Here is a 22,537-nt window from a genome sequence, read left to right on the forward strand (position 1 = left end):
GCCCCAGTTCGGTTCGATCGCTGAGTTTAATCTCGATGGCTTATCCCGCCAACCGTTGTTCTGCGGCTTGAGCTAATTCTGAAGCGACGCGATCCGAATAGGGTTTAATCCACAACCACACCAACGGAGATAGCCAACCTTTTAGGGTAACCGAATAGGAGATATAGGTTCCGCACAGTGTCGATTCTATCTGGTAAGTAATTTTTTGTTCCATGCCTGGAATGGCTAAAACGCGAAGGCTCAATAACTCTCCCGGACGAACGTTTTCGACAAATAGCCTGATGGGAATCGGCGTTAGACGAGTCACCACCTGATAGATTAAACCGGGTTTGGCGATCGAGCCATTGGGCGCATTAGTGCTCGAAAAAAGCGGATGCCAGGAAACGTCGGCAATATTAATTAATTTTTGCCACAAAACGTCGATTGGAGCCGTACTGACAACGCGGTAGGTCTTAAATAAAGAAAACTTACAGAATAGTCTTCCTTTAGCAGCAACGAGTTTGAAAGAAAAGTTAAGAATCACGTTAAGCCTCCCGCAATTATGCCTGGGCAAATTATTTATTTTAGAAGATTTAGAAGATCGAGATAGCAGTAAGTATGCTTTTATTAAGATAGTTTAGTAATGTCTAGTTTAACTATCACACAAGCCGTAAATTTATTAAGAGCGACCAGGCGATCGCTGAGAATAGATAACCGATAACAGATATTATGACCGCGATAACAACAGACGCAACAACCTCTCCTGACGCTTCAATTCCTCCGGCTGATGCGAAAACAAGAGTCAGCCAATTTATGAAAGCACTACAAGATGAGATCTGCAATGCCCTCGAAAACCTCGATGGCGCGAGCCAATTTCGCGAAGATAGTTGGGAAAGAGAAGAAGGAGGCGGCGGGCGATCGAGAGTTCTCCGAGAAGGCGGCGTATTCGAGCAAGCGGGAGTAAATTTCTCTGAGGTTTGGGGAAAGCAACTACCGCCTTCTATCTTAAAACAACGACCCGAAGCCGCAGGACATGGATTTTATGCTACGGGAACCTCTATGGTTCTGCATCCTCGCAATCCTTACGTTCCTACCGTACACCTCAATTATCGCTACTTTGAGGCGGGTCCGGTTTGGTGGTTTGGCGGAGGGGCAGATTTAACGCCCTATTACCCTTTTGCTGAAGATGCAGCCCATTTTCACCGCACGCTCAAGCAAGCTTGCGATAAACACCATCCCGAATATTATCCCGTGTTTAAGCGCTGGTGCGATGAATATTTCTACCTCAATCATCGCCAAGAAATGCGAGGGATTGGCGGAATTTTTTTCGATTATCAAGACGGTCGAGATCCCCTCTATCGGGGCCCTCACCCAGAGAAAGCTGCCGCAATTTACAGCGCTCAATTGCCTTCCCAACAACCCTGCACTTGGGAGCAATTGTTTGCCTTTGTAAGCGATTGCGGACGGGCATTTCTGCCCGCCTACGTGCCGATTGTAGAGAAACGGCGAGGAATGGAATATGGCGATCGCGAACGTCAATTTCAACTCTATCGTCGCGGACGCTATGTAGAATTTAACCTCGTTTACGACCGAGGCACGATTTTTGGGTTGCAAACGAATGGACGCACGGAATCAATTTTGATGTCTCTACCGCCGCTAGTGCGTTGGGAATACTGTTACCAACCCGAACCGAATACACTGGAAGCCGAGTTATACGAAATATTCCTTAAACCCCAAGACTGGGCGAATTGGCAGTCGTCTTAGGAATCCCTTGATGTTGCAGAGCTGATTGACTGACAAATCTTTGTCCCCCTCATCCCTAAATCCCTTCTCCCACAAGGGGTGAAGGGACTTCAGGCCAAAGTCTTAGGTTGAAAGCTTCTCTCCCTCTCCCAGAGAGGGGTTGGGGTGAGGGCGATTTGAGTTTTGTCAGTCAACCAGGTTGCAGAGACGTTCCCTGGAACGTTTCTATCAGTTTATTGGCGCACGTCGGCGGACTTGGTTCCTGACGTCAGCAGGCGTTTCCGTCCTTCCATATCGCTTTGCTCCGAGGAGTTAGATAGATAGATTTTTGGCGATCGCTCGTATAGAATTTGAGCGACGTAGACGGTGGCGATCGTTTGAACGATTCCCATGACGATAAACAAAGAATTAAACGAAAAGGAACTGACAATTAGTCCGCCTAACAATACGCCAATTCCTGTTACGATCTCCGATTGTCCGTCGGCAAGCGCCCAAACGCATCCAGAAGATTTTTTCTTACGTCCATGATTTTCATAACGTTCGTACTTTGCATATAAAGCATTCCAGGTTGGAGTAGACAAAGCCGATGCAACTCCTACACCAATTTGTACGACTAATAATTCACTTTGAGAGGAGACCAATAGGTAAGCAAAAGTAAAAATTGCATTTAAGGCATAGCCTATAGTCATCAGTTTTTCTTTACTAATAACTTTGTCGGCAATCTTACCAACAAAAACAGTAAAGATACCGGAGGCAATGAGATAAGCTGCCCAAACCCCAGAGATCTCAAGAATATCGCCGCCAACTTTTTTAGCAAATACGGCAAAAAGTGGGGCAAACATTCCTTCCCCCAGATACCAAATATTGCTACTGTAGAGCAAAATTTTGAGTTGTCTGTTTAACATGAAACTCTCTTCAACTCTTTAAAACGCTTGGAACGGTTGTAATAACAAGTTAATACCGAGTCTGTGGCGGCTTTTTCCTCTGCAATAGCATTAACTTTCGCCATCGCGCCAGCTATATTTTCGGATTTTTTCCTGGTGCAATGGATCGAGGGAATTTATATAAAATTCATTGAGTTTTCGCTCGAGTTCGTCTAAGACCCAAATAATCGTTCCTTTAGGGATAAATTGGGTGGCAAAAACACCATTACCTATTTTCTCACTGACAAAACCTAGTCGGGTATGAGGATGCATCATAAAGTTAATCAAAGCTAAATAATTTATCCGATTGATTGAGATAAGGCATCAAGATATTACGATGATTTCATGGATCGTACTTGACTTTTGTCAGACCAAAATTCTCTGTTTTCGTTGCTAGATTTAGCCTAGTAACGAAGGTTAGAGATAGCGCTAAAAACATAACTTTAACTACCTTAAAGAAGGCGGTTCTAATTTAAACTGAGGTTAAGCTTTTTATATCTATCGTAGTAAGTAACCAATACCGAATCTAAGGATTCTCTTCCCTCTGCAACAGCATTAACTTTGTCAATATATTTTTTATCGATTAGATGCTTTAAAGGCTGTTCTACCTTATTAAAATAAGGCATGGCTTCTAGAACTAGCCGATCCCACTCTTGGTGATAGTGTAATAAATCGTCTGGCGTAACCTTAGTTCTCAAAACGCCCTCTTCTGGGGGAAAATCAAATGACTTATCTAGATTCAGACAGCCATAGTCATCTCTTAATTCTTCTCCAGGATGTATGTCCCTGACAGCAATTTCAAAATCATAGGCAGTGGCAATGCAATTTGCGTTAAAACTGTGATTGACAAAGCGACCGATATCCCAACATAGTATGTACTTACCTTCACTATCGCGAAAGGTGTATTTTCGGACTTGTTTTTGTCGCAATGGATCGAGAGATTTTACATAAGCTTCGTCGAGTTTATAATCGAGATCGTCTAAGACCCAAACAATCGTTCCTTTAGGGATAAATTGAGTGGCAAATACGCCGTAGCCTATTTCTTCATTAACAAAACCCAAGCAGGTATGAGGGTGCATCATAATTAGAGATTCTCAACATTAATAAGTTAGTCAGTTTGTAGCGCGCGAAAATTTTTTAGAGTTTTTCTGATAACACTCAATGAGAGAATCCATTGGTTCTTTTCCTTCTGCTATGGCATTTAGCTTATCGAGATATTTTTGTTTTACTAAAGATTTTAGAGGTTGTTCTACCCGATTGAAATACCGAAATGCTTCTTCTGCCTGTCGCTCTAAATCTTGGTAACAATCAAAAATATCATCTGCCTTAACTTTTCCAATCGTACCATCTTTTGAAGAGTAATCAAATGAATAATTAACATCAAACCATCGATAGTCATCTGTTAGTTCCTCGCCCGGATAAATATCTTTTGAAGCTAGAGTAAATTCATAGGGAGTAGGAACGCAATTAGCCTCAGAACTGTGATTCATAAATTGACCGGCATCCCAACAGATGATATATCTATCTTGACTATCTATAAAAGCAGTATCTCGGAAAGAATAGGCTATTACTCGTTCTTTGAGAATTTCTTCTAGGGAGTCAATATAGGATTTCTCTAACTTAAGATCGAGATCGTCTAAAATCCAAGTAATCGTTCCCTTGGGAATCAATTGAGTGGCAAATAAGCCATAGCCTATTTCTTCGTTAACGAAACCTAATTGAGTATGAGGATGTATCATAATATTTTTCAGTCCACTAATCAAGTCAATGTGAAATCTTTCAACTATTTCGAGTATTCGATCGAGTTGATAAAGTCTTAAAAATTTCTTTTCTAGAGTTTTCGTAATAACATCTTAGGAGTGAATCCATTGGTTCTTTTCCTTCTGCTATGGCTTCAATTTTATCTAAGTATTTCTTCTTTAATAGAGATCTTAAAGGTTGTTCTACTTTATTAATACAACGCATTGCTTCTTCGGCTTGACTTTCTAAGATCTTGTAACAATCGAAAAGATCGTCAGCTTTAACTCGTCTGGCTGTACCGTCTTCTAATAGATAATCAAATGCATGGTCGATATTATACCAGCGGTAGTCATCTGTTAATTCTTCTCCCGCATAGATATCTCGCGAAGCTATGGAAAATTCATAGGGAGTAGGAAGACAGGTTGGTTGAGAACTGTGGTTGACAAATTGACCGATATCCCAACAGAGTAGATATTTTCCTTTACTATCTAGATAAATAGTATCGCGAAAACCATATATTCTGACTCGTTCTTGAAGTAATAGATCGAGGGAATTAATTTGTGCTTCGTCTAATTTAGGATCTAGTTCATCTAACACCCAAATGATAGTTCCTTTAGGAATAAAATTTGTGACAAATACACCATATCCTATGGTTTCGTTAACAAAACCCAGTCGTGTATGAGGATGCATCATAAACTTTAAAAATAGTTTTTACTGACAAAAATTTTGGTTGATAATTCTAAACACTCGCTCTTGAACCCAGAAGACATTTGAAAAGTCCATTCTGTCATTCTGAGTGCAGTAGAACATAACGAAGAATCTCTGTTTGGAGTTGGTATGCTAAATAGATTTTCGAGTTAGTAGAATACAGGATTTTTTCCCTTTTTCCTTTTTCTTTTCTCCCAATCGACCAATTTTATTTCTCATCTAACTGAAAAGCGTTATAAGATGTTTTGCTTCGCGATCGCAAAGCTCAACATGACATTTTATTTATACTTTTAAGACAACCTGTAAAAGAAGAACTTGTGCCTCGTATAACGACCTTACTATAAAGCTCGCCCAAACAAGTTTAAAAATCCTGATAATTAATATATATAGTCATAAAAAAGCAAAATAAGCAGTTAAAGAAGCTTATTTTGCCTTTCGATCGATTGATGCTCGTTTACGCTTTAACGACCGATGCCAACGTAGCGGAAACCGGCTTTTTCTAAAGCTTCCCGGTCGAGGAAATTACGACCGTCAATCATCACTGGATTGGTCATCAGCTTTGCCATTTTTTCGTAGTCGAGTTTGAGAAATTCTCGCCAATCGGTAACTAATACCAAAGCATCGCAACCATCGGCGAGCATTTCAGGATTGGTTTCAATAATGACCCCAGATAATCCATGACTCAAACCCGATTGAGAAACGATCGGGTCGTAAGCCTTTACTCTAGCACCGAGACGATTGAGTTGTTCGATGAGAATTAGTGCGGGGGCATCTCGCATGTCGTCGGTATCTGGCTTAAAGGTTAGACCCAACAAACCGACAGTTTTGCCCTTGAGGATTTTCAGTTCCTGCTGGAGTTTTTCGATCGCGATCGAACGCTGACGCTTGTTAACATTGACCGCCGATTTGAGTAATTCGGCTTCGTAGCCGTAGTCTTCAGCCGTATGAATCAATGCCGAGACATCTTTGGGAAAACAAGATCCGCCCCAGCCGATGCCAGCTTGTAAGAATTTATCTCCGATGCGGGAGTCTAAGCCAATTCCTTTGGCGACTTGCGTGACATCGGCACCGACGCGATCGCAAATATTGGCTACTTCATTAATAAAACTAATCTTAGTTGCCAAGAAGGCATTAGCGGCATATTTAATCATTTCCGCAGAACTCAAGTCCGTCACCACCACGGGAACGGGAGGCAAGGACTGGTCTTGGGCGAATTTGCGTTCTACCAGGGGAGCATAAAGTTCCTGCATCATCGCGATCGCTTTTTGGCTGTTGCTTCCTAATACGATGCGATCGGGATTGAAGGTATCATAAACGGCAGACCCCTCCCGCAAAAATTCGGGATTGCTGACGACATCGAAGTTAGCCATCATCTCTTTAGTCGGTTCGCTGCTTCCGCCTGCGGTCACTAAAGATTTTAGGCGTTCGGCTACGCCATCGAGGACGATCATTCTTACCCAGTCTCCGGAACCAATGGGAACGGTGGACTTATTAACGATGACCTTATAAGTGCTACTATCGAGATGGGCGCCGATCCCGCGAGCAACCGCTTCCACATAGCGCGTATCGCTTTCGCCAGTCGGTAATGCCGGCGTGCCAACGGCAATAAACAAAATCTCTCCGTGTTTTACTCCAGCCGCGAGATCGGAGGTAAACTCCAAACGTCCCGATTGGGCAGAAGACTGCATCAGTTCCGACAATCCCGGTTCGTAAATAGGCGATTGTCCCGATTTCATCAATTTGACTTTTTCTTCGTTGTTATCAACGCAGATGACGTGGTGTCCGATGTGAGCGAGGCAAACCCCTGTAACTAAGCCAACATATCCAGTGCCGATCACACAAACGCGCATACAGTTCGATCCTTTTTGTGATTTTTGACGTTTTACTTGTGACTTTTATACGCAAAATATCGCGTCTCTACCATACGGGCGAATAGATCTGCACCCGTACTTCTGACTTTAAGAAAGACGTTCCCGAAAATCTTCGATCGTCAGTTTTAAGCCCTCTCTTAGGGAAATAGTCGGTTCCCAATCTAGGTATGTTTTAGCACGGGTAATATCCGGCTGTCGCTGTTTGGGGTCGTCTTGCGGCAAGGGTTTGAATACTAATTCTGCATCGGGATTAATCATATTTTGAATGACCTGAGCTAATTCTAGAATGGTATATTCTCCGGGGTTGCCCAAGTTAACGGGACCGATATAATCGCTGTTCATCAGGCGGATAAACCCTTCTACTAAGTCAGAGACATAGCAAAAACTGCGAGTTTGAGAACCATCGCCATAAACGGTTAAAGGTTCGCCTCGCAAGGCTTGAACGATGAAATTACTGACGACGCGACCGTCATTTTCTAGCATCCGAGGACCGTAGGTGTTGAAGATGCGCGCTACTCGAATATCTACTTTGTTTTGTCGGTGGTAGTCGAAGGCTAGGGTTTCAGCCACGCGCTTGCCTTCATCGTAGCAAGACCGGATCCCCGTGCAGTTGACATTGCCGCGATAGTCTTCGGGTTGGGGATGCACTTCTGGGTCGCCATATACTTCTGAAGTAGAAGCTAGGAAAAATCTCGCTTTGATCCGCTTGGCTAACCCCAGCATATTTAACGTTCCGATGACATTGGTTTTGATGGTTTTGACGGGGTTATATTGATAGTGAACTGGAGATGCGGGACAAGCGAGGTGGTAGATTTGGTCTACCTCTAGGCGAATGGGTTCGGTAATATCATGACGAATTAGTTCAAAATAGGGATGATCTAACCACTTAAGGACATTGCGTTTATGTCCTGTATAAAAGTTATCGAGGCAGAGAACTTCATGCCCCGCTTCCATTAAGCGATCGATGAGATGGGAACCTATAAAACCGGCACCACCCGTAACTAAAATTCTCATGCAACTGACCGTTCAAAATATAAAGTTAATCTTAAACTAAATCTTGTCCTGGATTTTTGCCATGCTTTCGCCAGCGGCGATCGCATTTATGTAATTTTCCTTACAATCTCATAATTATCTAATGTCATTATTTTTTTCTTACAATAAATCGTCAATATCATTCAGTCAACTTCACTAAATCTTTAAAGGTTTCATGAATTTCCCTCTAGAAATTTCCTCAATTTTTCAATTCTTTCCCCTATCAAGCCGAGTTGTAGATGAGCGAGTCCCTTAAAGAAGTTACGATATATACTGATGGAGCCTGTCTGGGCAATCCTGGCGCGGGCGGTTATGGCGTTGTTCTTATCTACGGACAACATAGAAAAGAACTATCGGGCGGGTTTCGCTTAACCACCAATAACCGCATGGAAATTCTGGCTGCTATTGTGGGATTGATGGCGCTCAAAACTAAATGTGCCGTTACCTTGTATACCGATTCTCAATATCTGGTTAATGCCATAACCAAGGGCTGGGCGCGGCAATGGCAGCAAAATGGCTGGAAGCGCAACAAAAAGGAAAAGGCGAAAAATTCCGATTTGTGGGAGCAATTGTTGAATTTATGCGCGCAACATGAAGTTAAATTTATTTGGGTAAAAGGTCACGCAGGCGATGCAGAGAATGAATATTGCGATCGCTTAGCTGTCAGCGCGGCACTACAAAAAGATTTACCGCCAGATACAGCATATGAAAATTGCAGGAAATCCAAATGATAATTTATAAAGACACTTTAATATGCCCATGCAAATTGTTAATGAAATTCTCGATCTAGAAACCGATAGCAGGATTGGAATTTATAACGTTACTCCTCTTATTGAAAAAATTCTGCTCGAAACCTCGATTAAAAGCGGGCAGGTTTTAATCTTTTCTCGACATACAACAACGGCAATAACGATTAATGAATATGAAGAAAGACTGCTAGAAGACCTCAAAAGTTACTTGAGAAAATTAGCGCCTCAATCAGAAAAATATCTCCACAATGACCTTCATTTGCGCTCAAATATTCCGCTCGACGAGCCAATGAACGCTCACTCTCACCTGATGGCGATGACGCTAAGTACTAGCGAAGTCATTCCCATTGTCGATGGCAAATTGGGCTTGGGAACTTGGCAATCGGTGTTATTTTGCGAACTGGACGGCCCTCGCAAGAGAACCTTATTAATTCAAGTCTGCGGGCAGTAAATCTTACATTCATCATTCATAATTTCCCATCGCTGCTTGTTGACGAATTAATTTTTGTACGCTTGCGATCGCGGGATTTAATTCGTAAGTCCGACGGCGAGGATCGTTAAGATACGCCTGCTGTTCTTGTTCTATCATCTCTACATCCTGACGAACCAAACCGTCTAATAATTTTTGCGCCGAAGCAAACAAACTATCTTTAACAAAACGACGAAACCAGATAGGTAATTTATGCAAGCGCCAAAAGGCATTGAGAGAAGTAAAATGAATTAAATAAGCGCGAGTATTAGTTTCATTAACCGGACAAAATAAACAATAAATTTTAAAATCTTTTCCTAACGTAGATACCCAATGGGGATACACATAACTCACATCTAAAGGTTCGGGATGGAGACGACGTAAAGCAGGGAAAAATAATTGCGAAATCGACCAAATTTTATCGATTTTATAATAACTTTGGGCTTCATAATAAGCATTTACTCGTTTGTTATCTATATTTAAATCTTTTAAAACTGCTGATGCCCAGGCTTGATAGTCATCGTGTAGATGCCCGTGATACATATCCATTAGGTTTTCTATTAAAAAAGAATAGTGTCCCTTACACTCAATAATGGATACGGTAGCAATGTAATTAAGATGATTCCATTCGGGAACTCCCATCGGTTGTATGGAGTTCCGATCTAATTTGTCTAAATCTCCAGGAAATAGCCAAATAAATCCATCTAATTCTCGTACTGGATAGCGACGAATTTTGCAATTAGGTAACTTTTGATTTGAGGCAAGATAGGGAACAGCAACGCAATTTCCCTCCCAATTAAAGCGCCATCCATGATAAGCACATTCGAGTTCATTGCCAATCACTTTCCCGTGACTGAGTTTAACCTGTCGATGGGGACAGCGATCTTCTAGTGCATGAACTTTTCCAGTCTTATCTCGATAGAGAACAATTGCTTGATGCCATAGCGTCACGCCGATGGGTTCATCTCTGACTTCGGTACTACGTGCGACGACATACCAATGATTTGGGTTAATTCCACAGGTGCGAACGTCAACAAACTGGTTTGTTTGGGGAGAAACTTGCATTGTTGTGAAGTGCGATCGCTCTCTTGTCTGAGTTGATTTTGATATAGAATATCGCAAAACTCAAAAAATTCGTGCAGCAATAATGCAGAGTCAGTGGATAATAATTGATGGAATAATTAAGCAGGGACACCAAGTAGCCTCTGGCATGGCTGAGAACAGTCCTTATCCGGGAAGCACAATAGAAATGCAGACACCTTTTTTCCAAAAACTGGGACTGGATTTGACCCCATTCTTTCCAGCTACATTAAATGTATCAATTAGTCCTTATACTTTCACTGTCAAACAGCCAGAATATACGTTCCAAAAGGTTGAGTGGACTTCCAAACATCCTCCCGAAGATTTCTTGTTTTCTCGCTGTCGAGTTGTCTATAATAACACTCGATATGATGCCTTAATTTACTATCCCAATCCAGAAACCAAAACTACTCACTTTCAAGACAATTCTACTCTTGAAATTCTGGCTCCATTAATTTCTAATCTTCAATATGGAGATAGCCTTCAAGTTGAAATTAATTCATTGGAGATAGTAGTTAGTTGTTAGTCTCTTAGTAGAGACTGTTTGTAAAATACATCCTTCTACAACAGAAACATTAAATTTGACTACGATTTTGCTCGCGCGAGCAAGATGCTCGCACTACAATTTTTCATAAATAATTCAGCGTCTCTTGCACAAGTATTTTTTGACCTCACGCCAAGACGCAAAGGGCGCCAAGAAGTTTTTTAAGACAAAGATTTTTACAAAAATTCTATCTAGGATAGTTTTCTTCATCATATCAAAGTCAGCTTTTGTATTATTCCCAGTCATAAAGCTTCGCTAACACCTCAAAGGGAGATAGAGTAGAGCAAGTTTTGTTTTAGATAGCTAGTAGTAGTAAACTAAGAGCTGATACCATTCTCTCTGCACCTTTGCAAGAGATAATATTACTGTTTGAAAACAGTATCAAAATTAAATTCTCCCCGTCTCCCTATGACTCGTATTCCCAAACTAAAATACGATCGGGGCACTTTGATACTACATCCACCGCCAAAAGGAAAAGAGTGGATCGACTTTGCTACTTGGGACGATCGCGTTGAAAAATTTCGCATTCCTGCCATTAATTATCGTCTCCTAGTAGAAACGCTACAGGCGACGGGAATAGATTTTATCGACGAAGCAAAGGAATTTATTCCCCTCGAACTGACTCCCAGCTTTGAGAGAGAACCTTATCCCCATCAAGAAGAAGCATTGCAAGCTTGGAAACAAGCAGGCAGAAAAGGCGTTGTCGTTTTGCCTACGGCAGCGGGAAAGACATATTTGGCACAACTTGCCATGCAAGCGACTCCTCGCACGACTCTCATTCTCGTGCCTACGTTAGATTTAATGCATCAATGGTATGCCCAGATGGAAGCGGCATTTCCCGATGTGGAAGTGGGGTTGTTGGGAGGAGGAGCGCGCGATCGCACTCCGATTCTTATTGCAACTTACAACAGTGCGGCGATTCATTCGGAAGCTTTGGGCGATCGATATGCACTCTTGATTTTTGACGAATGCCATCATTTACCAACAGACTTCTTTCGTAAAATTGCTGAGGATGCGATCGCGCCCTATCGTTTGGGACTTACTGCAACTCCAGATCGAACCGACGGTACTCATCGGGAGTTGGATGCTCTTATTGGTCCGGTCGTCTATCGCAAAACCCCTGAAGAACTTTCTGGAGGGGCGCTAGCAGAACATAAAATCGTCCAAATTAAGGTTAAATTATCGCAAAAAGAGCGCGAAAGATACGAGAAAGCAATAAAAATTCGCAACGATTTTTTGCGTCAGTCGAACATTTCTTTAGGGAGTTTAAATGGTTGGCAACTCTTCGTCCAAGCAAGTGCGCGATCGAATGCGGGACGGCGTGCCATGCTTGCCCACCGAGAAGCGAAAGAAATCGCTGCTGGAACTGATGCAAAATTGCGGGTTCTCATCGAGTTAATTTGCGAACATTATCCAGAATCCATTCTCATTTTTACCAACGATAATGCAACTGTCTACCGCATCTCGCAAGAGTTTTTGATTCCTGCCATAACTTACCAAACACCAGTCAAAGAACGACACGAGATTCTAACTCGCTTTCGAGAAGGAGACTACAAAACCCTGGTGACTTCTCACGTTCTTAACGAAGGGGTTGACGTACCCGATGCTCGCATTGCCATTATTCTATCGGGGACGGGTTCGACGCGGGAATACGTACAGCGACTCGGTAGGGTGTTGAGAAAAGGAAGCGATCGCAATAAATTAGCAGTACTATACGAAGTTATAACAGAAGATACCAGCGACGAAAGAACTTCACAACGCAGGCGAAGGACAGAAGATAATCCGAATCAACATCGACAATTATCGCTCGTTTACTCTCAATCTGCCAATAACGCAGATCCTCTAAAAACTCTGAAAGCAGCAGAGTCATCCGTTCAGTGGAAACCAAAAAATTCAAAAGACAATCTGACCCTCGATTTCTAAAATTCGATCCGATCTTTATCAACAAGCATAAAGATGCAGTGTTAAGTATTAAAAACTGGCGATCGCTGTTAAATCCACCCAAGAAAATTAGCGATCGCCAAACCAATAATAACTCCCGTGGCGCCGCTTAAGGTCGTAGGAATAAAGTACCAGTCAGATTTGTTGAGTTTGGATTGATAAGATACATTGCTTCGAGTTAGTTGCATAGTTTCTTTTCTCCTACAATCTAGAAATTATATTTAGGCTTGCTATAGCCCTAAGATATAAAACTAGAGCGTTTGCTCGCATCGAATAAATGTCATATTCACACCCTTACATTTGTCATGATTAATAAGGGCAACCAGATGTCAGGCGATGAAAATAACTTCATACCGTTTTACACCGTTTTACAAGCAAGTAGATGGGGGATCTCAATAACGAATGCGAGGATCGATATAAGCATTGATTAAATCGATTAAAATGCTGGCAAAGACCACAATTGCCCCAAAAAAGACCATAATTCCCTGAACAGTTGGATAATCGCGCAAGGAAATGGCTTCATATAGCCGATTTCCCAAACCGGGCCACGAAAACGTTACTTCTGTTAAAACCGCACCGCCTAACAAGGATGCAAATGTCAGTCCTAAAACTGTAATAACCGGAATCAGGGCATTTTTTAAGGCGTGAGCGAGAAGAATTTGTCGTTCGGGAATGCCTCTAGCTCTGGCAGCTTCTACATAATCTGCCTGCAACGTTTGTTTTAAGTTCACCCGCACGATTCGTTCAAAAATCCCGCTCAAAAGAACTCCTAGCGTCAGACTAGGCATAGCCAAATAATGTAAAGCGGTAAAAAATTGAGCGAAATTCCCTGTTAGCAGACTATCAATCGTATATATTCCCGTGATTGCTGCGGGTGGGGTTTCGCTCAGCGGAAAACGAGTTCCGAGGGGAAACCAACCAAGCTGGACAGAAAAAATCAATTGCCCGAGCATACCAACCCAGAAAATGGGTAAGGCATAGGTAACGATTCCAAATAGTCTTCCACCGACATCTATCGCGCTTCCAGGACGAGAGGCAGAAAAAATTCCAATGCCAATACCAACGACTAGAGCGACGACTATACTATAAAACGCCAATTCTAGCGTAGCCGGAAAATGCTCTCGAATGACCTCCCAAACAGCAATTCCCTTGCTGGTAATCGAGTTTCCTAAATCCAAACGCAGCAAATCCCATAGATAATTTAAATACTGAAGCCAAAGGGGCTGGTTTAGCCCTAATTCTTCTCTTAACTTTAACTTAGCGGCTTCGGGAGCGCGATTGCCCAGAATCGCGTCTGCCGTGTCTCCCGGTGTCGCCCGCATCAGCAAAAAGACGATTGTAATAATCGTCCATAACATGAGTGGAGCTAGCAGTAAGCGAGCTAGAATGTAATACTGTAGGGCTTTAGAACGAGACATCTATTGAGTTACCAGTTGTCAGTTATCAGTTTATAGCCTATTGCCGATAACTGGGTCGCTGGTTACTAAGTCGCGATCGCTATTCGTTTTTATTTTCCTTATCATCGCTACCGCCAGCAAAAGGATTTTCCCCAATCCCTAGTTGCTTTTTGCTTTGTCTGAGTTCTTTCCAAAGCGCCTTAATTTGCTCGTAAGCTTCTTCGGGAGCGATCTTGCCGCCAGTTTCTAAATTACAGATATAGCTGACTCGTTGGGCAAATTCTTGTAAATTGGCGTTGAAGACCAGATTTTCTGGCTTAACTTTACCCCGATAGGGACTACGAGGATAGAGGAAGTCTTCTTTGTCTCTGTTAGCTGCCATTGCTATCTCCCTGAGTGAATTATCCATATTTTATGGAGATCGAACGCTATTCGTGTTTAAGTTGACTTAGTCTTTTATTAACTCATTATTAACCTAAGCTTAATTTAAATTTAACAGAAGAACTCGAACTATGCTATAGCGCCAGTTTACATAGCAGTGAAAGTTTTACAATTGTCGTAGTCTCAGCGCGATCGCTATATCGATTCTTTAGTATTAAAAATGGAAGGCTCTATGGTAGAAAAACTTTATGAAGGAAAAGCAAAGATTCTGTACCCTACAGAAGACGAAGAAATCCTCCTGACCTATTTTAAAGATGATGCAACTGCGTTTAACGCTCAAAAACGAGGACAAATTCAGGGAAAAGGCGAAATCAACTGTACGATTTCGGCGGCTTTATTTGAATGGTTAGAATCTCTGGGAATTCCTACTCACTATATCGATCGCCCCGAACGCGATCGCATGCGCGTCAAAGCCGTCAAAATTCTTCCCATAGAAGTTGTCGTCAGAAATATCGCGGCTGGCAGTCTTTGCAAACAGACAGGTTTGCCTGAGGGAAAAATCTTACCATATCCTCTAGTAGAATTTTATCTAAAAAATGATGCCCTTGGAGATCCCCTGCTCACCCGCGATCGCCTGGCCATTTTAGAGCTAGCCACACCGCAACAGCTAGAGCAAATAGAAGCAACGGCACTCAAAATCAATCAACATTTGAGCGAGTTTTTCGATCGCTGCGGAATTACTCTAGTAGACTTCAAACTAGAATTTGGGCTAGATTCTGGGGGGCAGTTGCTCTTAGCCGATGAAATCAGTCCCGATACTTGTCGTTTGTGGGATAAAGCCGAAACCGACCCCAAAGCAAGAGTCATGGATAAAGACCGATTTCGTCGAGATTTGGGAGACATAGAATCTGCTTATCAGCGAGTCCAGCAACGGGTTTTAGAACAAATTGCCCAGTTGCGCAACCAATGAGAGAGCGATCGGAACATTGCAGGCTGGATACAGTCTCTATCTTCGGTTACTAATCTTCTCTGTGCTATGTTAGTAACTTGTTGCCAGTCGTTTGGTCAATATTAAACAGTAGACCAAAATTGACAATACTTACTTTTTGGTGGTATGTGGACGTGCTCGACGAAATCATAAATGTGAAGCTGTCTCCTCTTGTTTTTTCTCTAGTTATTGCGACAGCAGTGCTCAACTTAGCTAGTTCGGCTAGGGGAGAAACCACCGACCCAATTCTCTCCTTGGCAGAAACCGCTTGGTTCAAGGAAAAAGCCAACCCTTCCGACAGACAAAAGAGCGAGCTTCAGACTGCTTTTGTGCAAGAGCTGCAAAATCGTCTTTTTCTAGAAACGACGATAGTTGCGCAAGTAGATGAGCCGTCAATCTTAGCCGATGCGATCGCGCCTTCAACTCTTCGTGCTTCCGACTCCAAGTCTCAGGAGGTTTTCATGCCTGTAGGTTCTCCGGCTCCAGCGAAACCTACCTCGCGATCGCACGAAACGCTGACTTCACAAACACCACCCTTTGAAACGCCAGAAGAAAATCCTACTCTGCAAATCCCCGATTCCAAATCGCAGGAGGCTCCCGCTCCTCAAGTCCCCGCGCCCGAAACTCCCCCAACTCCAGCTCCAGAAATCCCAGCACCTGAAGATGGAGCAGAATCTCCTGAAGCAGCACCTGCCGAAGAAGCGCGAGTGCTCGTCTCAGAAGTACTCGTTAGCGGTGCTCCTCCGGAATTGACCGATCTGGTCTACAACACCATTCGCACTCGTCCGGGACGAATTGCCACCCGCTCTCAACTACAAGAAGACATCAATGCTATCTACGCTACGGGTTTCTTTGCCAACGTCAGAGTCACCCCAGAAGATACTCCCCTAGGCGTTCGCGTCACTTTTGCCGTCGATCCCAATCCAGTGCTACAGCGCGTAGAAATCCAAACCGTCCCTCCCACAGAAAAACCCCGCGTTTTGCCCGACCAAGTGATAGAGGAGACATTTAAGGAACAGTATGGTAGGATTCTCAATTTGCGCGACTTGCAACAGGGGATTAAAAAAATCAATGAGTGGTATTCCCAAAATGGTTACGATTTGGCACAGGTAATCGAATCTCCTAAAGTTTCCGAAGATGGAACCGTTACCTTGGTAATTGCAGAAGGGGTTATCGAAGATATCCAGGTCAGATTTTTCGACGAAGAAGACGAGCCAAAAGAAGGAGACACGCGACCGTTTATCGTCACGCGAGAACTAGAGTTAAAGCCGGGAGATGTCTTCAACCGCAATATAGCGCAAAGGGATCTTCAGCGCGTCTTTGGGTTGGGGATCTTTGAGGATGCAAGGCTGTCATTTTCCCCCGGAAAAGACCCGCGTCAAGTCATTGTTAATGTCGATGTGGTCGAAGGCAATACTGCCTCACTGGCGGCAGGTGCAGGGATTAGCTCCAATAGCGGTTTATTTGGAACGGTGAGCTATCAAGAGCAGAATCTAGGCGGCAATAACCAAACCTTGGGAGCAGAATTGCAGATCGGGGAACGAGAATTCCTGTTTGACGTGAGCTTTACCGATCCCTGGATTGGCGGCGATCCTTACCGCACTTCTTATACGGTTAATGCCTTCCGCCGTCGGTCGATTTCCTTGGTATTTGACGGGGACGATACGCGCTTGACCACGGAGAATGGGGACGATAGTCCCCGCGTCGTTCGTACCGGAGGCGGCATCACCTTTGTGCGTCCGATCGCTGAAAATCCCTATACGAAACCGGATTGGCGACTCTCGGCTGGATTTACTTACCAGCGCGTTCAGATCGAGAACGGAGACGGCGATATCGCGCCCAGATCCTCGCGCGATGACGGATTGCGAGACTTAGCCTTTAGTCCTAGCGGTAAAGATGACTTGTTTGTCTTCAGTTTTGGTGCGACTCAGGATTACCGCAATAATACCTTACAACCAACTAGCGGTTCCTTGCTGCGTTTGGGCTTGGAGCAAAGCGTCCCTATCGGCTCCGGTAATATTCTCTTGAGTCGTCTCAGAGCGAGTTACAGTTACTATATTCCGGTTAACTATATTGACTTTGGCTTTGCTGAAGATTCAGAAAAGCTACCCCAGACGATTGCGTTTAACGTTCAGGCAGGAACTGTCCTCGGAGATTTACCGCCCTATGAAGCTTTTGTTATCGGTGGTAGTAACTCGGTACGCGGTTATGGGGAAGGAGAAGTTGGCGTTGGTCGCAGCTATTTTCAGGCAACTGCTGAATATCGTTTTCCAATTCTTGATTTTATCGGGGCTGCTGTCTTTCTCGACTACGGCACGACGTTGGGTTCTAGCGGTGGCGTTCCCGGCGCTCCTGGCGACGTTCGGAACTTACCGGGCAGCGGTTTGGGCTACGGTCTTGGCGTTCGGGTTCAATCCCCCGTCGGTCCAATTCGGATAGACTATGGATGGAACGACCAAGGAGAATCTCAGCTTCATTTTGGCATTGGAGAAAGGTTTTAAATAGTTATTAGTAGGGGCGGGTTTAATTGTAAAAATGAGCGTTTTGTTACATAGCCACAGACCAAACTCGTCCGTACAGTTATCAGCGACTAAATTCAATGGAAACGACAATCGAGCGATCGTTTGAAATTTCAGGCATAGGACTGCATTCTGGGACAACGACTTGCGTGCGAGTGTTGCCAGCTAAGGCAGGGGAGGGGCGCTATTTTGTTCGAGTCGATTTGCTCGAATGTCCCTCGATTCCAGCACGGGTGGAAGCAGTTCGTCAGACCGCGTTGTCTACAGAACTCGCAACCGCAGCAGGTGCAGTCGGCACGGTGGAGCATCTTCTCGCGGCATTGGCTGGCAGTGGCGTAGATAATGCCAGGATTGAAATTGATGGGGCAGAAGTGCCGCTGCTAGATGGTTCGGCAAAGGTTTGGACGGACGCGATCGCCCAAGTCGGTATTATTCCCCTATCTCAGACGCGACGGGTTGCATCTCTACATGCTCCCATCTGGATACAAGAAGGAGATAGCTTCGTCGCCGCCTTACCCGCCCCAGAAATTCGCTTTACCTACGGAATCGATTTTCCCTACCAGGCAATTGGCAATCAATGGCACAGTTGGAGTCCCGTTTCAGAAAGCTTCGTCGAAGCGATCGCTCCCGCACGAACTTTCGGTTTTGCCGACCAAATCGAGCAACTGCGACAAGCTGGGTTGATTAAAGGAGGAAGTTTAGAGAATGCCCTCGTCTGCGATCGCTGTGGTTGGCTAAATCCACCCTTGAGGTTTGCAAATGAGCCAGTTCGTCATAAACTTTTAGACTTAGTAGGGGATTTAAGTTTACTAGGAACGATTCCTGTCGCTCATTTCCTTGCCTACAAAGCCAGCCATAAGTTACACGTTCAACTGGCAAAAGCTCTTTGCACGTTAGCGCTTAGTAGTTCATAGTTAGTAGCCTAAAGCTACCAACTACTGACTACCAACTACCAACTACTAACTACCAACTACTAACTGATATCTAATTACCCATGTCTTCCACTATTGATGCCAATACTGTCGATCGCCAACAACAGCAAACCTCGCCTGAAAAAACGACTTTTACTGTAGAAGAAATTCAAGCGCTCCTGCCCCATCGCTATCCCTTTGCGCTAGTCGATCGCATTATCAATTACGTTCCTGGAAAACGTGCAGTCGGCATCAAAAATTTCACCATCAACGAACCTTTTTTTCCCGGACACATTCCCGGTCGTCCGATCGTGCCGGGAGTGCTGCTAGCAGAATCTATGGCACAAGTCGGCGGCATTGTGTTAACCCTTCTTCCGGGCATGAAAGGGAAATTTTTTGCCTATGCGGGGATTGATAAGATGCGTTTTCGCCGTCCGGTCATTCCTGGCGATCGCTTGGTCATGGAAGTGGAACTGCTCTCGTTTAAGCTCAATCGAATTGCCAAAATGCACGGGAAGGCAACGGTTGACGACCAATTAGCGGTAGAGGGAGAGATGTTATTTTCTCTGTTTGAGTGAAAAATCGAGTTTAACTGAGAGCTTGCACCAGTCTCAATAGTCCACCCCTCGATGTTCTATCGCTGCCTCATATTTAGAGTCGTCTTTAGACGAGTGCATAAGTGTTTGAGTCGATTTTAATCGACTTAGTGTATGAGACGGGGAATTAATTCCCTGGCGATTGTTGAGACTGGTATAAGAGCTGAGTTTTAATGGATTTGGTATATGATATTAAACCTGTTTGTATCGGAATCATACTTAGTGCGAGCAAGATGCTCGCGCTTTTCGGGACTAGATGCGAGCGGGACACTCGCACTACTATGTATATACAATTCCAACGTTAACGGAATTGATATGAGACGCTTAATTTATACCCCGGCGGTTGATGCAACTGCTGCAAGCTCTTAGGTTTAATAAATTTCTCTAATTCGGAACTCCGAACTTAACTTTAGGGGAGGGTTTAGTAGGGGTAGGTGTGGAAACCCGTCCCTACTAAAATTTGTGTATCTTTTCGGGATGGAAACTGCTGTCATAGTTGCAGTGTATCTGCTAAGCTAATTTTGATATAAAACTTAACAATATATTTTTTACGGCGCTTAATGCTAAGACTGATTACTGACTTCGACGGTCCTATTATGGACGTTTCAGAACGCTACTATCGCGTTTACCAGTTTTGCTTAGAACAAACAAAACGTCCCGAACAACCCGTTCGCGAACTATCCAAATCGAAATTTTGGGAGCTGAAACGGGCAAAAGTTCCAGAACGACGGATTGGCATTCTTTCGGGTCTAGACGAAGCTCAAGCACGAGAATTTGCTCGCTTGCGCCGTCAAACCGTTCATACGCTTCCCTATTTAGTCTATGATCGCCCCATTCCCAGTGCTGTAGAAACCTTAGAAAGACTACAAAAGCAAGGAATCGATCTGGTCGTCATGACCATGCGTCGAGTGCGAGAATTGGAAGCGGCGTTCGAGCAGTACGATCTCAGAAAATTTTTTCCCTCAGATCGCTGCTATTGTTTAAGCGACGATTATGTCAAAACGGCAGATGTAGAAGACAAACCCTTATTAATGGAGAAAGCTCTCCGAGAATTACCTCTTGCTGTCGATACCTGGATGATAGGAGATACCGAAGCTGACATCATTGCCGCTAAAACCCATAATATCAAAGTAGTTGGCGTATTGTCTGGAATTCGCGATCGCGAGCGATTAGAGGAATATCAACCCGACTATATCGCTAAGAACCTCGGTGAAGCCGTCGATCTAGTAATGTCTGCTATCCATGCCATTTCCTAGAACCTCAACGCAGAAAACTACTAATCAGCCAGAACAAGCCAAACGTCACGAGGCAAGCCAACTGTTCGACACTTAACGTAAATGAGCTATTGGGCAATCCTAGTAAAGTTGCCAAGCCACTTCCCAATCCAATTCCCAAGAGCAAACCCAGCACGGTGAACAATACAGCGCGTCCCAAACGTTGCTCTTTCCGATTGAGCAGATAGATATTGGCACAAACTCCTATCGCCATTAGCAAAGGAAGCACCGATTCGCTGTTATTTTGGGAAAAGACCGTTAGAATCGACAAAATTAGGAAAACCGCGATCGACCAGAGAAGCTCTGACTGAGATGGGGTATCGATCGAGCGCTGCAACCAACTAGGAGATTTAGGCACCGAAACCGAGGAAGATGGAGGAGATACCTCAGCTAGCTTTTCAGGAAAGCGGATTCTATCTGGTACCTTGATTCTTCCTTCTTGGCGCATTCTCAGACGATCCATGATAATGGCATCATAAGCTGCCTCAATGCTTTCAAGAACTTGACTGTCGTCTCGATACTGTTCGATCGAGCGCTGCTTCGCTGCTTGGATCTCCTCAAAGGAGGCATTTTCAGTGACTCCTAGCCTTTCATAGGGATTTTGCTCGCTCATCTAAAACCTCCTTTGATATTGCCATGATGTTAAGTAACCGTGTGGGAAAGGGTAAACTAATTTTGAGAGCGGAAAGCTAAAGCGGATTGAGCGAACGGAATGAACCTTCGAGAAGTCTTGCTTCTTCAAAAAGATGCATTACTTTTAGATTACATTTTCCCTCGATTTTCATTCCATCGAGCTTCTGCTTTTTTACGCTCCTAAAGTCACAAAAGGATATCAATATCCTTCCTCAAGCTATAGTTTAGCTTGAGAAACGAACACTAGATAAGGTAAGTATCTAGTTAAAAAAATCCCTCTTTACCTGACATCCTAGCAATTTAGCTTCTAATTTTTACCAGGAAAACAAGTGCCATGGCTTCTGCCAAGATTCTAGTTGTAGACGACGACTCAGCAATTCGTAACTTGATCGTTCGCTTCCTGAGCCAGAAAACTTATCAGGTACAGGCAGCGGCGGATGGAAAGTCCGCTATTGATCTATTCAACAAGTTTAACCCCGACCTGGTAATTTTGGATGTCAATTTACCCGATGCGCTGGGGTATAATCTGTGCGAGCAAATGCAGCGTAACACCAATGTCTTCATTCTCATGCTCACCAGTCGTACCGACGTCGAAGATAAAAAAGAGGGATTCTTAAAAGGAGCAGATGACTATATTACTAAACCCTTCGATCTGCAAGAACTAGAATTTCGAGTTAGAGCTATTTTAAAGCGTCGGCGAGTGATTATTCCCGAAGAAAAGGATTCGCTCGTCTTCGGGAATTTAACCATCGATCCAGAACGCCGAGAAGTGATGGTCAACGACCATCTTGTCACTTTAACTTCCTTAGAATTCGATTTGTTATACTGTCTAGCCAGTCAGCCCGGTCGAGTTTGGAGTCGTGCAGAACTCATTCATCGCGTTTGGGAGTATGACTATGTTGGCGATCAAAGAGTCGTCGATGTCCATATCGGTCAAATTCGCAAAAAGATAGAAACCGATACTTCGCATCCAGCTTTGATTCAAACGGTTAGAGGAGTCGGATATAAATTTGAAGCAACCTCCGTCAAGCATGGGTGAAGACTAAAAAGAATTTGTTC

General features: G+C 43.8%; 24 protein-coding genes. 11 read left to right on the plus strand and 13 right to left on the minus strand.

Annotated elements, in window-relative coordinates; all coding sequences use genetic code 11:
* Nucleotides 1–40: 40 nt before the first annotated feature.
* Nucleotides 41–523 (minus strand): hypothetical protein, encoded by a 483-nt coding sequence (locus PLE7327_RS04870; RefSeq protein ID WP_015142750.1) that lies wholly within the window; start codon nt 521–523, stop codon nt 41–43.
* Between the two features lie 185 nt (nt 524–708).
* Between PLE7327_RS04870 and hemF the strand changes: the two genes are divergently transcribed.
* A complete protein-coding gene (gene hemF / locus PLE7327_RS04875; protein WP_015142751.1) occupies nt 709–1,743 on the plus strand; it encodes an oxygen-dependent coproporphyrinogen oxidase in 1,035 nt (344 codons plus the stop codon).
* Nucleotides 1,744–1,955: 212 nt separating this feature from the next.
* Here the strand turns inward: hemF and PLE7327_RS04880 are convergent, their stop codons facing one another.
* The 7 genes from PLE7327_RS04880 to PLE7327_RS04910 form a co-directional block, all read right to left on the minus strand.
* Complete coding sequence (locus PLE7327_RS04880; RefSeq protein WP_015142752.1) at nt 1,956–2,627, minus strand: MFS transporter; 672 nt, start codon at nt 2,625–2,627, stop codon at nt 1,956–1,958.
* A gap of 90 nt (nt 2,628–2,717) precedes the next feature.
* The gene (locus tag PLE7327_RS04885) at nt 2,718–2,921 is read right to left on the minus strand and encodes an SET domain-containing protein (protein WP_015142753.1); all 204 of its coding nucleotides are present in this window, start codon (nt 2,919–2,921) and stop codon (nt 2,718–2,720) included.
* A 191-nt stretch (nt 2,922–3,112) separates the two neighbouring features.
* Nucleotides 3,113–3,727: an SET domain-containing protein gene (locus PLE7327_RS04890; RefSeq protein WP_015142754.1), complete on the minus strand. Its 615-nt coding sequence runs from the start codon at nt 3,725–3,727 to the stop codon at nt 3,113–3,115.
* A 30-nt stretch (nt 3,728–3,757) separates the two neighbouring features.
* Nucleotides 3,758–4,384 (minus strand): SET domain-containing protein, encoded by a 627-nt coding sequence (locus PLE7327_RS04895; RefSeq protein ID WP_015142755.1) that lies wholly within the window; start codon nt 4,382–4,384, stop codon nt 3,758–3,760.
* A 40-nt stretch (nt 4,385–4,424) separates the two neighbouring features.
* On the minus strand, nt 4,425–5,078 hold the full coding sequence (locus PLE7327_RS04900; protein WP_015142756.1) for an SET domain-containing protein: 654 nt from the start codon (nt 5,076–5,078) through the stop codon (nt 4,425–4,427).
* Between the two features lie 476 nt (nt 5,079–5,554).
* A complete protein-coding gene (locus tag PLE7327_RS04905; protein WP_015142757.1) occupies nt 5,555–6,943 on the minus strand; it encodes a UDP-glucose/GDP-mannose dehydrogenase family protein in 1,389 nt (462 codons plus the stop codon).
* A 108-nt stretch (nt 6,944–7,051) separates the two neighbouring features.
* Nucleotides 7,052–7,978: a UDP-glucuronic acid decarboxylase family protein gene (locus tag PLE7327_RS04910; RefSeq protein WP_015142758.1), complete on the minus strand. Its 927-nt coding sequence runs from the start codon at nt 7,976–7,978 to the stop codon at nt 7,052–7,054.
* Between the two features lie 257 nt (nt 7,979–8,235).
* On the opposite strand from PLE7327_RS04910, the gene rnhA reads away from it, so the two are divergent.
* Nucleotides 8,236–8,727: a ribonuclease HI gene (gene rnhA, locus PLE7327_RS04915; RefSeq protein WP_015142759.1), complete on the plus strand. Its 492-nt coding sequence runs from the start codon at nt 8,236–8,238 to the stop codon at nt 8,725–8,727.
* A 28-nt stretch (nt 8,728–8,755) separates the two neighbouring features.
* Nucleotides 8,756–9,196, plus strand: coding sequence for a secondary thiamine-phosphate synthase enzyme YjbQ (locus PLE7327_RS04920; protein WP_041392804.1), 441 nt, complete (start codon nt 8,756–8,758; stop codon nt 9,194–9,196).
* Nucleotides 9,197–9,208: 12 nt separating this feature from the next.
* Here the strand turns inward: PLE7327_RS04920 and PLE7327_RS04925 are convergent, their stop codons facing one another.
* Complete coding sequence (locus PLE7327_RS04925; RefSeq protein WP_015142761.1) at nt 9,209–10,279, minus strand: aromatic ring-hydroxylating dioxygenase subunit alpha; 1,071 nt, start codon at nt 10,277–10,279, stop codon at nt 9,209–9,211.
* Nucleotides 10,280–10,361: 82 nt separating this feature from the next.
* On the opposite strand from PLE7327_RS04925, the gene PLE7327_RS04930 reads away from it, so the two are divergent.
* Together PLE7327_RS04930 and PLE7327_RS04935 are read left to right on the plus strand one after the other, a co-directional pair.
* On the plus strand, nt 10,362–10,820 hold the full coding sequence (locus PLE7327_RS04930) for a hypothetical protein (protein ID WP_015142762.1): 459 nt from the start codon (nt 10,362–10,364) through the stop codon (nt 10,818–10,820).
* Nucleotides 10,821–11,246: 426 nt separating this feature from the next.
* Nucleotides 11,247–12,761: a DEAD/DEAH box helicase gene (locus PLE7327_RS04935; protein WP_015142763.1), complete on the plus strand. Its 1,515-nt coding sequence runs from the start codon at nt 11,247–11,249 to the stop codon at nt 12,759–12,761.
* Nucleotides 12,762–12,829: 68 nt separating this feature from the next.
* On the opposite strand, the gene PLE7327_RS24735 is transcribed toward PLE7327_RS04935, so the two are convergent.
* The 3 genes from PLE7327_RS24735 to PLE7327_RS04945 all read right to left on the minus strand — a co-directional run bounded on the left by PLE7327_RS24735 (nt 12,830) and on the right by PLE7327_RS04945 (nt 14,558).
* Complete coding sequence (locus PLE7327_RS24735) at nt 12,830–12,967, minus strand: hypothetical protein (RefSeq protein ID WP_015142764.1); 138 nt, start codon at nt 12,965–12,967, stop codon at nt 12,830–12,832.
* Nucleotides 12,968–13,171: 204 nt separating this feature from the next.
* Entirely contained in the window at nt 13,172–14,197 is a 1,026-nt protein-coding gene (locus PLE7327_RS04940; protein ID WP_015142765.1) for an ABC transporter permease, read from the minus strand.
* 79 nt (nt 14,198–14,276) lie between these two features.
* The gene (locus PLE7327_RS04945) at nt 14,277–14,558 is read right to left on the minus strand and encodes a hypothetical protein (RefSeq protein WP_015142766.1); all 282 of its coding nucleotides are present in this window, start codon (nt 14,556–14,558) and stop codon (nt 14,277–14,279) included.
* Between the two features lie 231 nt (nt 14,559–14,789).
* Between PLE7327_RS04945 and purC the strand changes: the two genes are divergently transcribed.
* The 5 genes from purC to PLE7327_RS04970 all read left to right on the plus strand — a co-directional run bounded on the left by purC (nt 14,790) and on the right by PLE7327_RS04970 (nt 20,827).
* Nucleotides 14,790–15,527 carry a phosphoribosylaminoimidazolesuccinocarboxamide synthase gene (purC, locus tag PLE7327_RS04950; RefSeq protein WP_015142767.1) on the plus strand — a complete coding sequence of 246 codons (738 nt, stop codon included), beginning with the start codon at nt 14,790–14,792 and terminating at the stop codon, nt 15,525–15,527.
* Nucleotides 15,528–15,673: 146 nt separating this feature from the next.
* Complete coding sequence (locus PLE7327_RS04955; RefSeq protein ID WP_015142768.1) at nt 15,674–18,046, plus strand: BamA/TamA family outer membrane protein; 2,373 nt, start codon at nt 15,674–15,676, stop codon at nt 18,044–18,046.
* 98 nt (nt 18,047–18,144) lie between these two features.
* Nucleotides 18,145–18,978, plus strand: a complete 834-nt coding sequence (gene lpxC / locus PLE7327_RS04960) for a UDP-3-O-acyl-N-acetylglucosamine deacetylase (RefSeq protein WP_015142769.1) — start codon at nt 18,145–18,147, stop codon at nt 18,976–18,978.
* A gap of 80 nt (nt 18,979–19,058) precedes the next feature.
* On the plus strand, nt 19,059–19,553 hold the full coding sequence (fabZ, locus tag PLE7327_RS04965) for a 3-hydroxyacyl-ACP dehydratase FabZ (protein ID WP_015142770.1): 495 nt from the start codon (nt 19,059–19,061) through the stop codon (nt 19,551–19,553).
* 578 nt (nt 19,554–20,131) lie between these two features.
* Nucleotides 20,132–20,827 carry an HAD family hydrolase gene (locus PLE7327_RS04970; protein ID WP_015142771.1) on the plus strand — a complete coding sequence of 232 codons (696 nt, stop codon included), beginning with the start codon at nt 20,132–20,134 and terminating at the stop codon, nt 20,825–20,827.
* Between the two features lie 4 nt (nt 20,828–20,831).
* On the opposite strand, the gene PLE7327_RS04975 is transcribed toward PLE7327_RS04970, so the two are convergent.
* Nucleotides 20,832–21,458: a CPP1-like family protein gene (locus tag PLE7327_RS04975; protein ID WP_015142772.1), complete on the minus strand. Its 627-nt coding sequence runs from the start codon at nt 21,456–21,458 to the stop codon at nt 20,832–20,834.
* A gap of 354 nt (nt 21,459–21,812) precedes the next feature.
* On the opposite strand from PLE7327_RS04975, the gene PLE7327_RS04980 reads away from it, so the two are divergent.
* The gene (locus PLE7327_RS04980) at nt 21,813–22,517 is read left to right on the plus strand and encodes a response regulator transcription factor (RefSeq protein WP_015142773.1); all 705 of its coding nucleotides are present in this window, start codon (nt 21,813–21,815) and stop codon (nt 22,515–22,517) included.
* The last annotated feature ends 20 nt before the right edge of the window (nt 22,518–22,537 follow it).

The sequence above is a fragment of the Pleurocapsa sp. PCC 7327 genome (assembly GCF_000317025.1).
Classification (GTDB): domain Bacteria; phylum Cyanobacteriota; class Cyanobacteriia; order Cyanobacteriales; family Microcystaceae; genus Hydrococcus.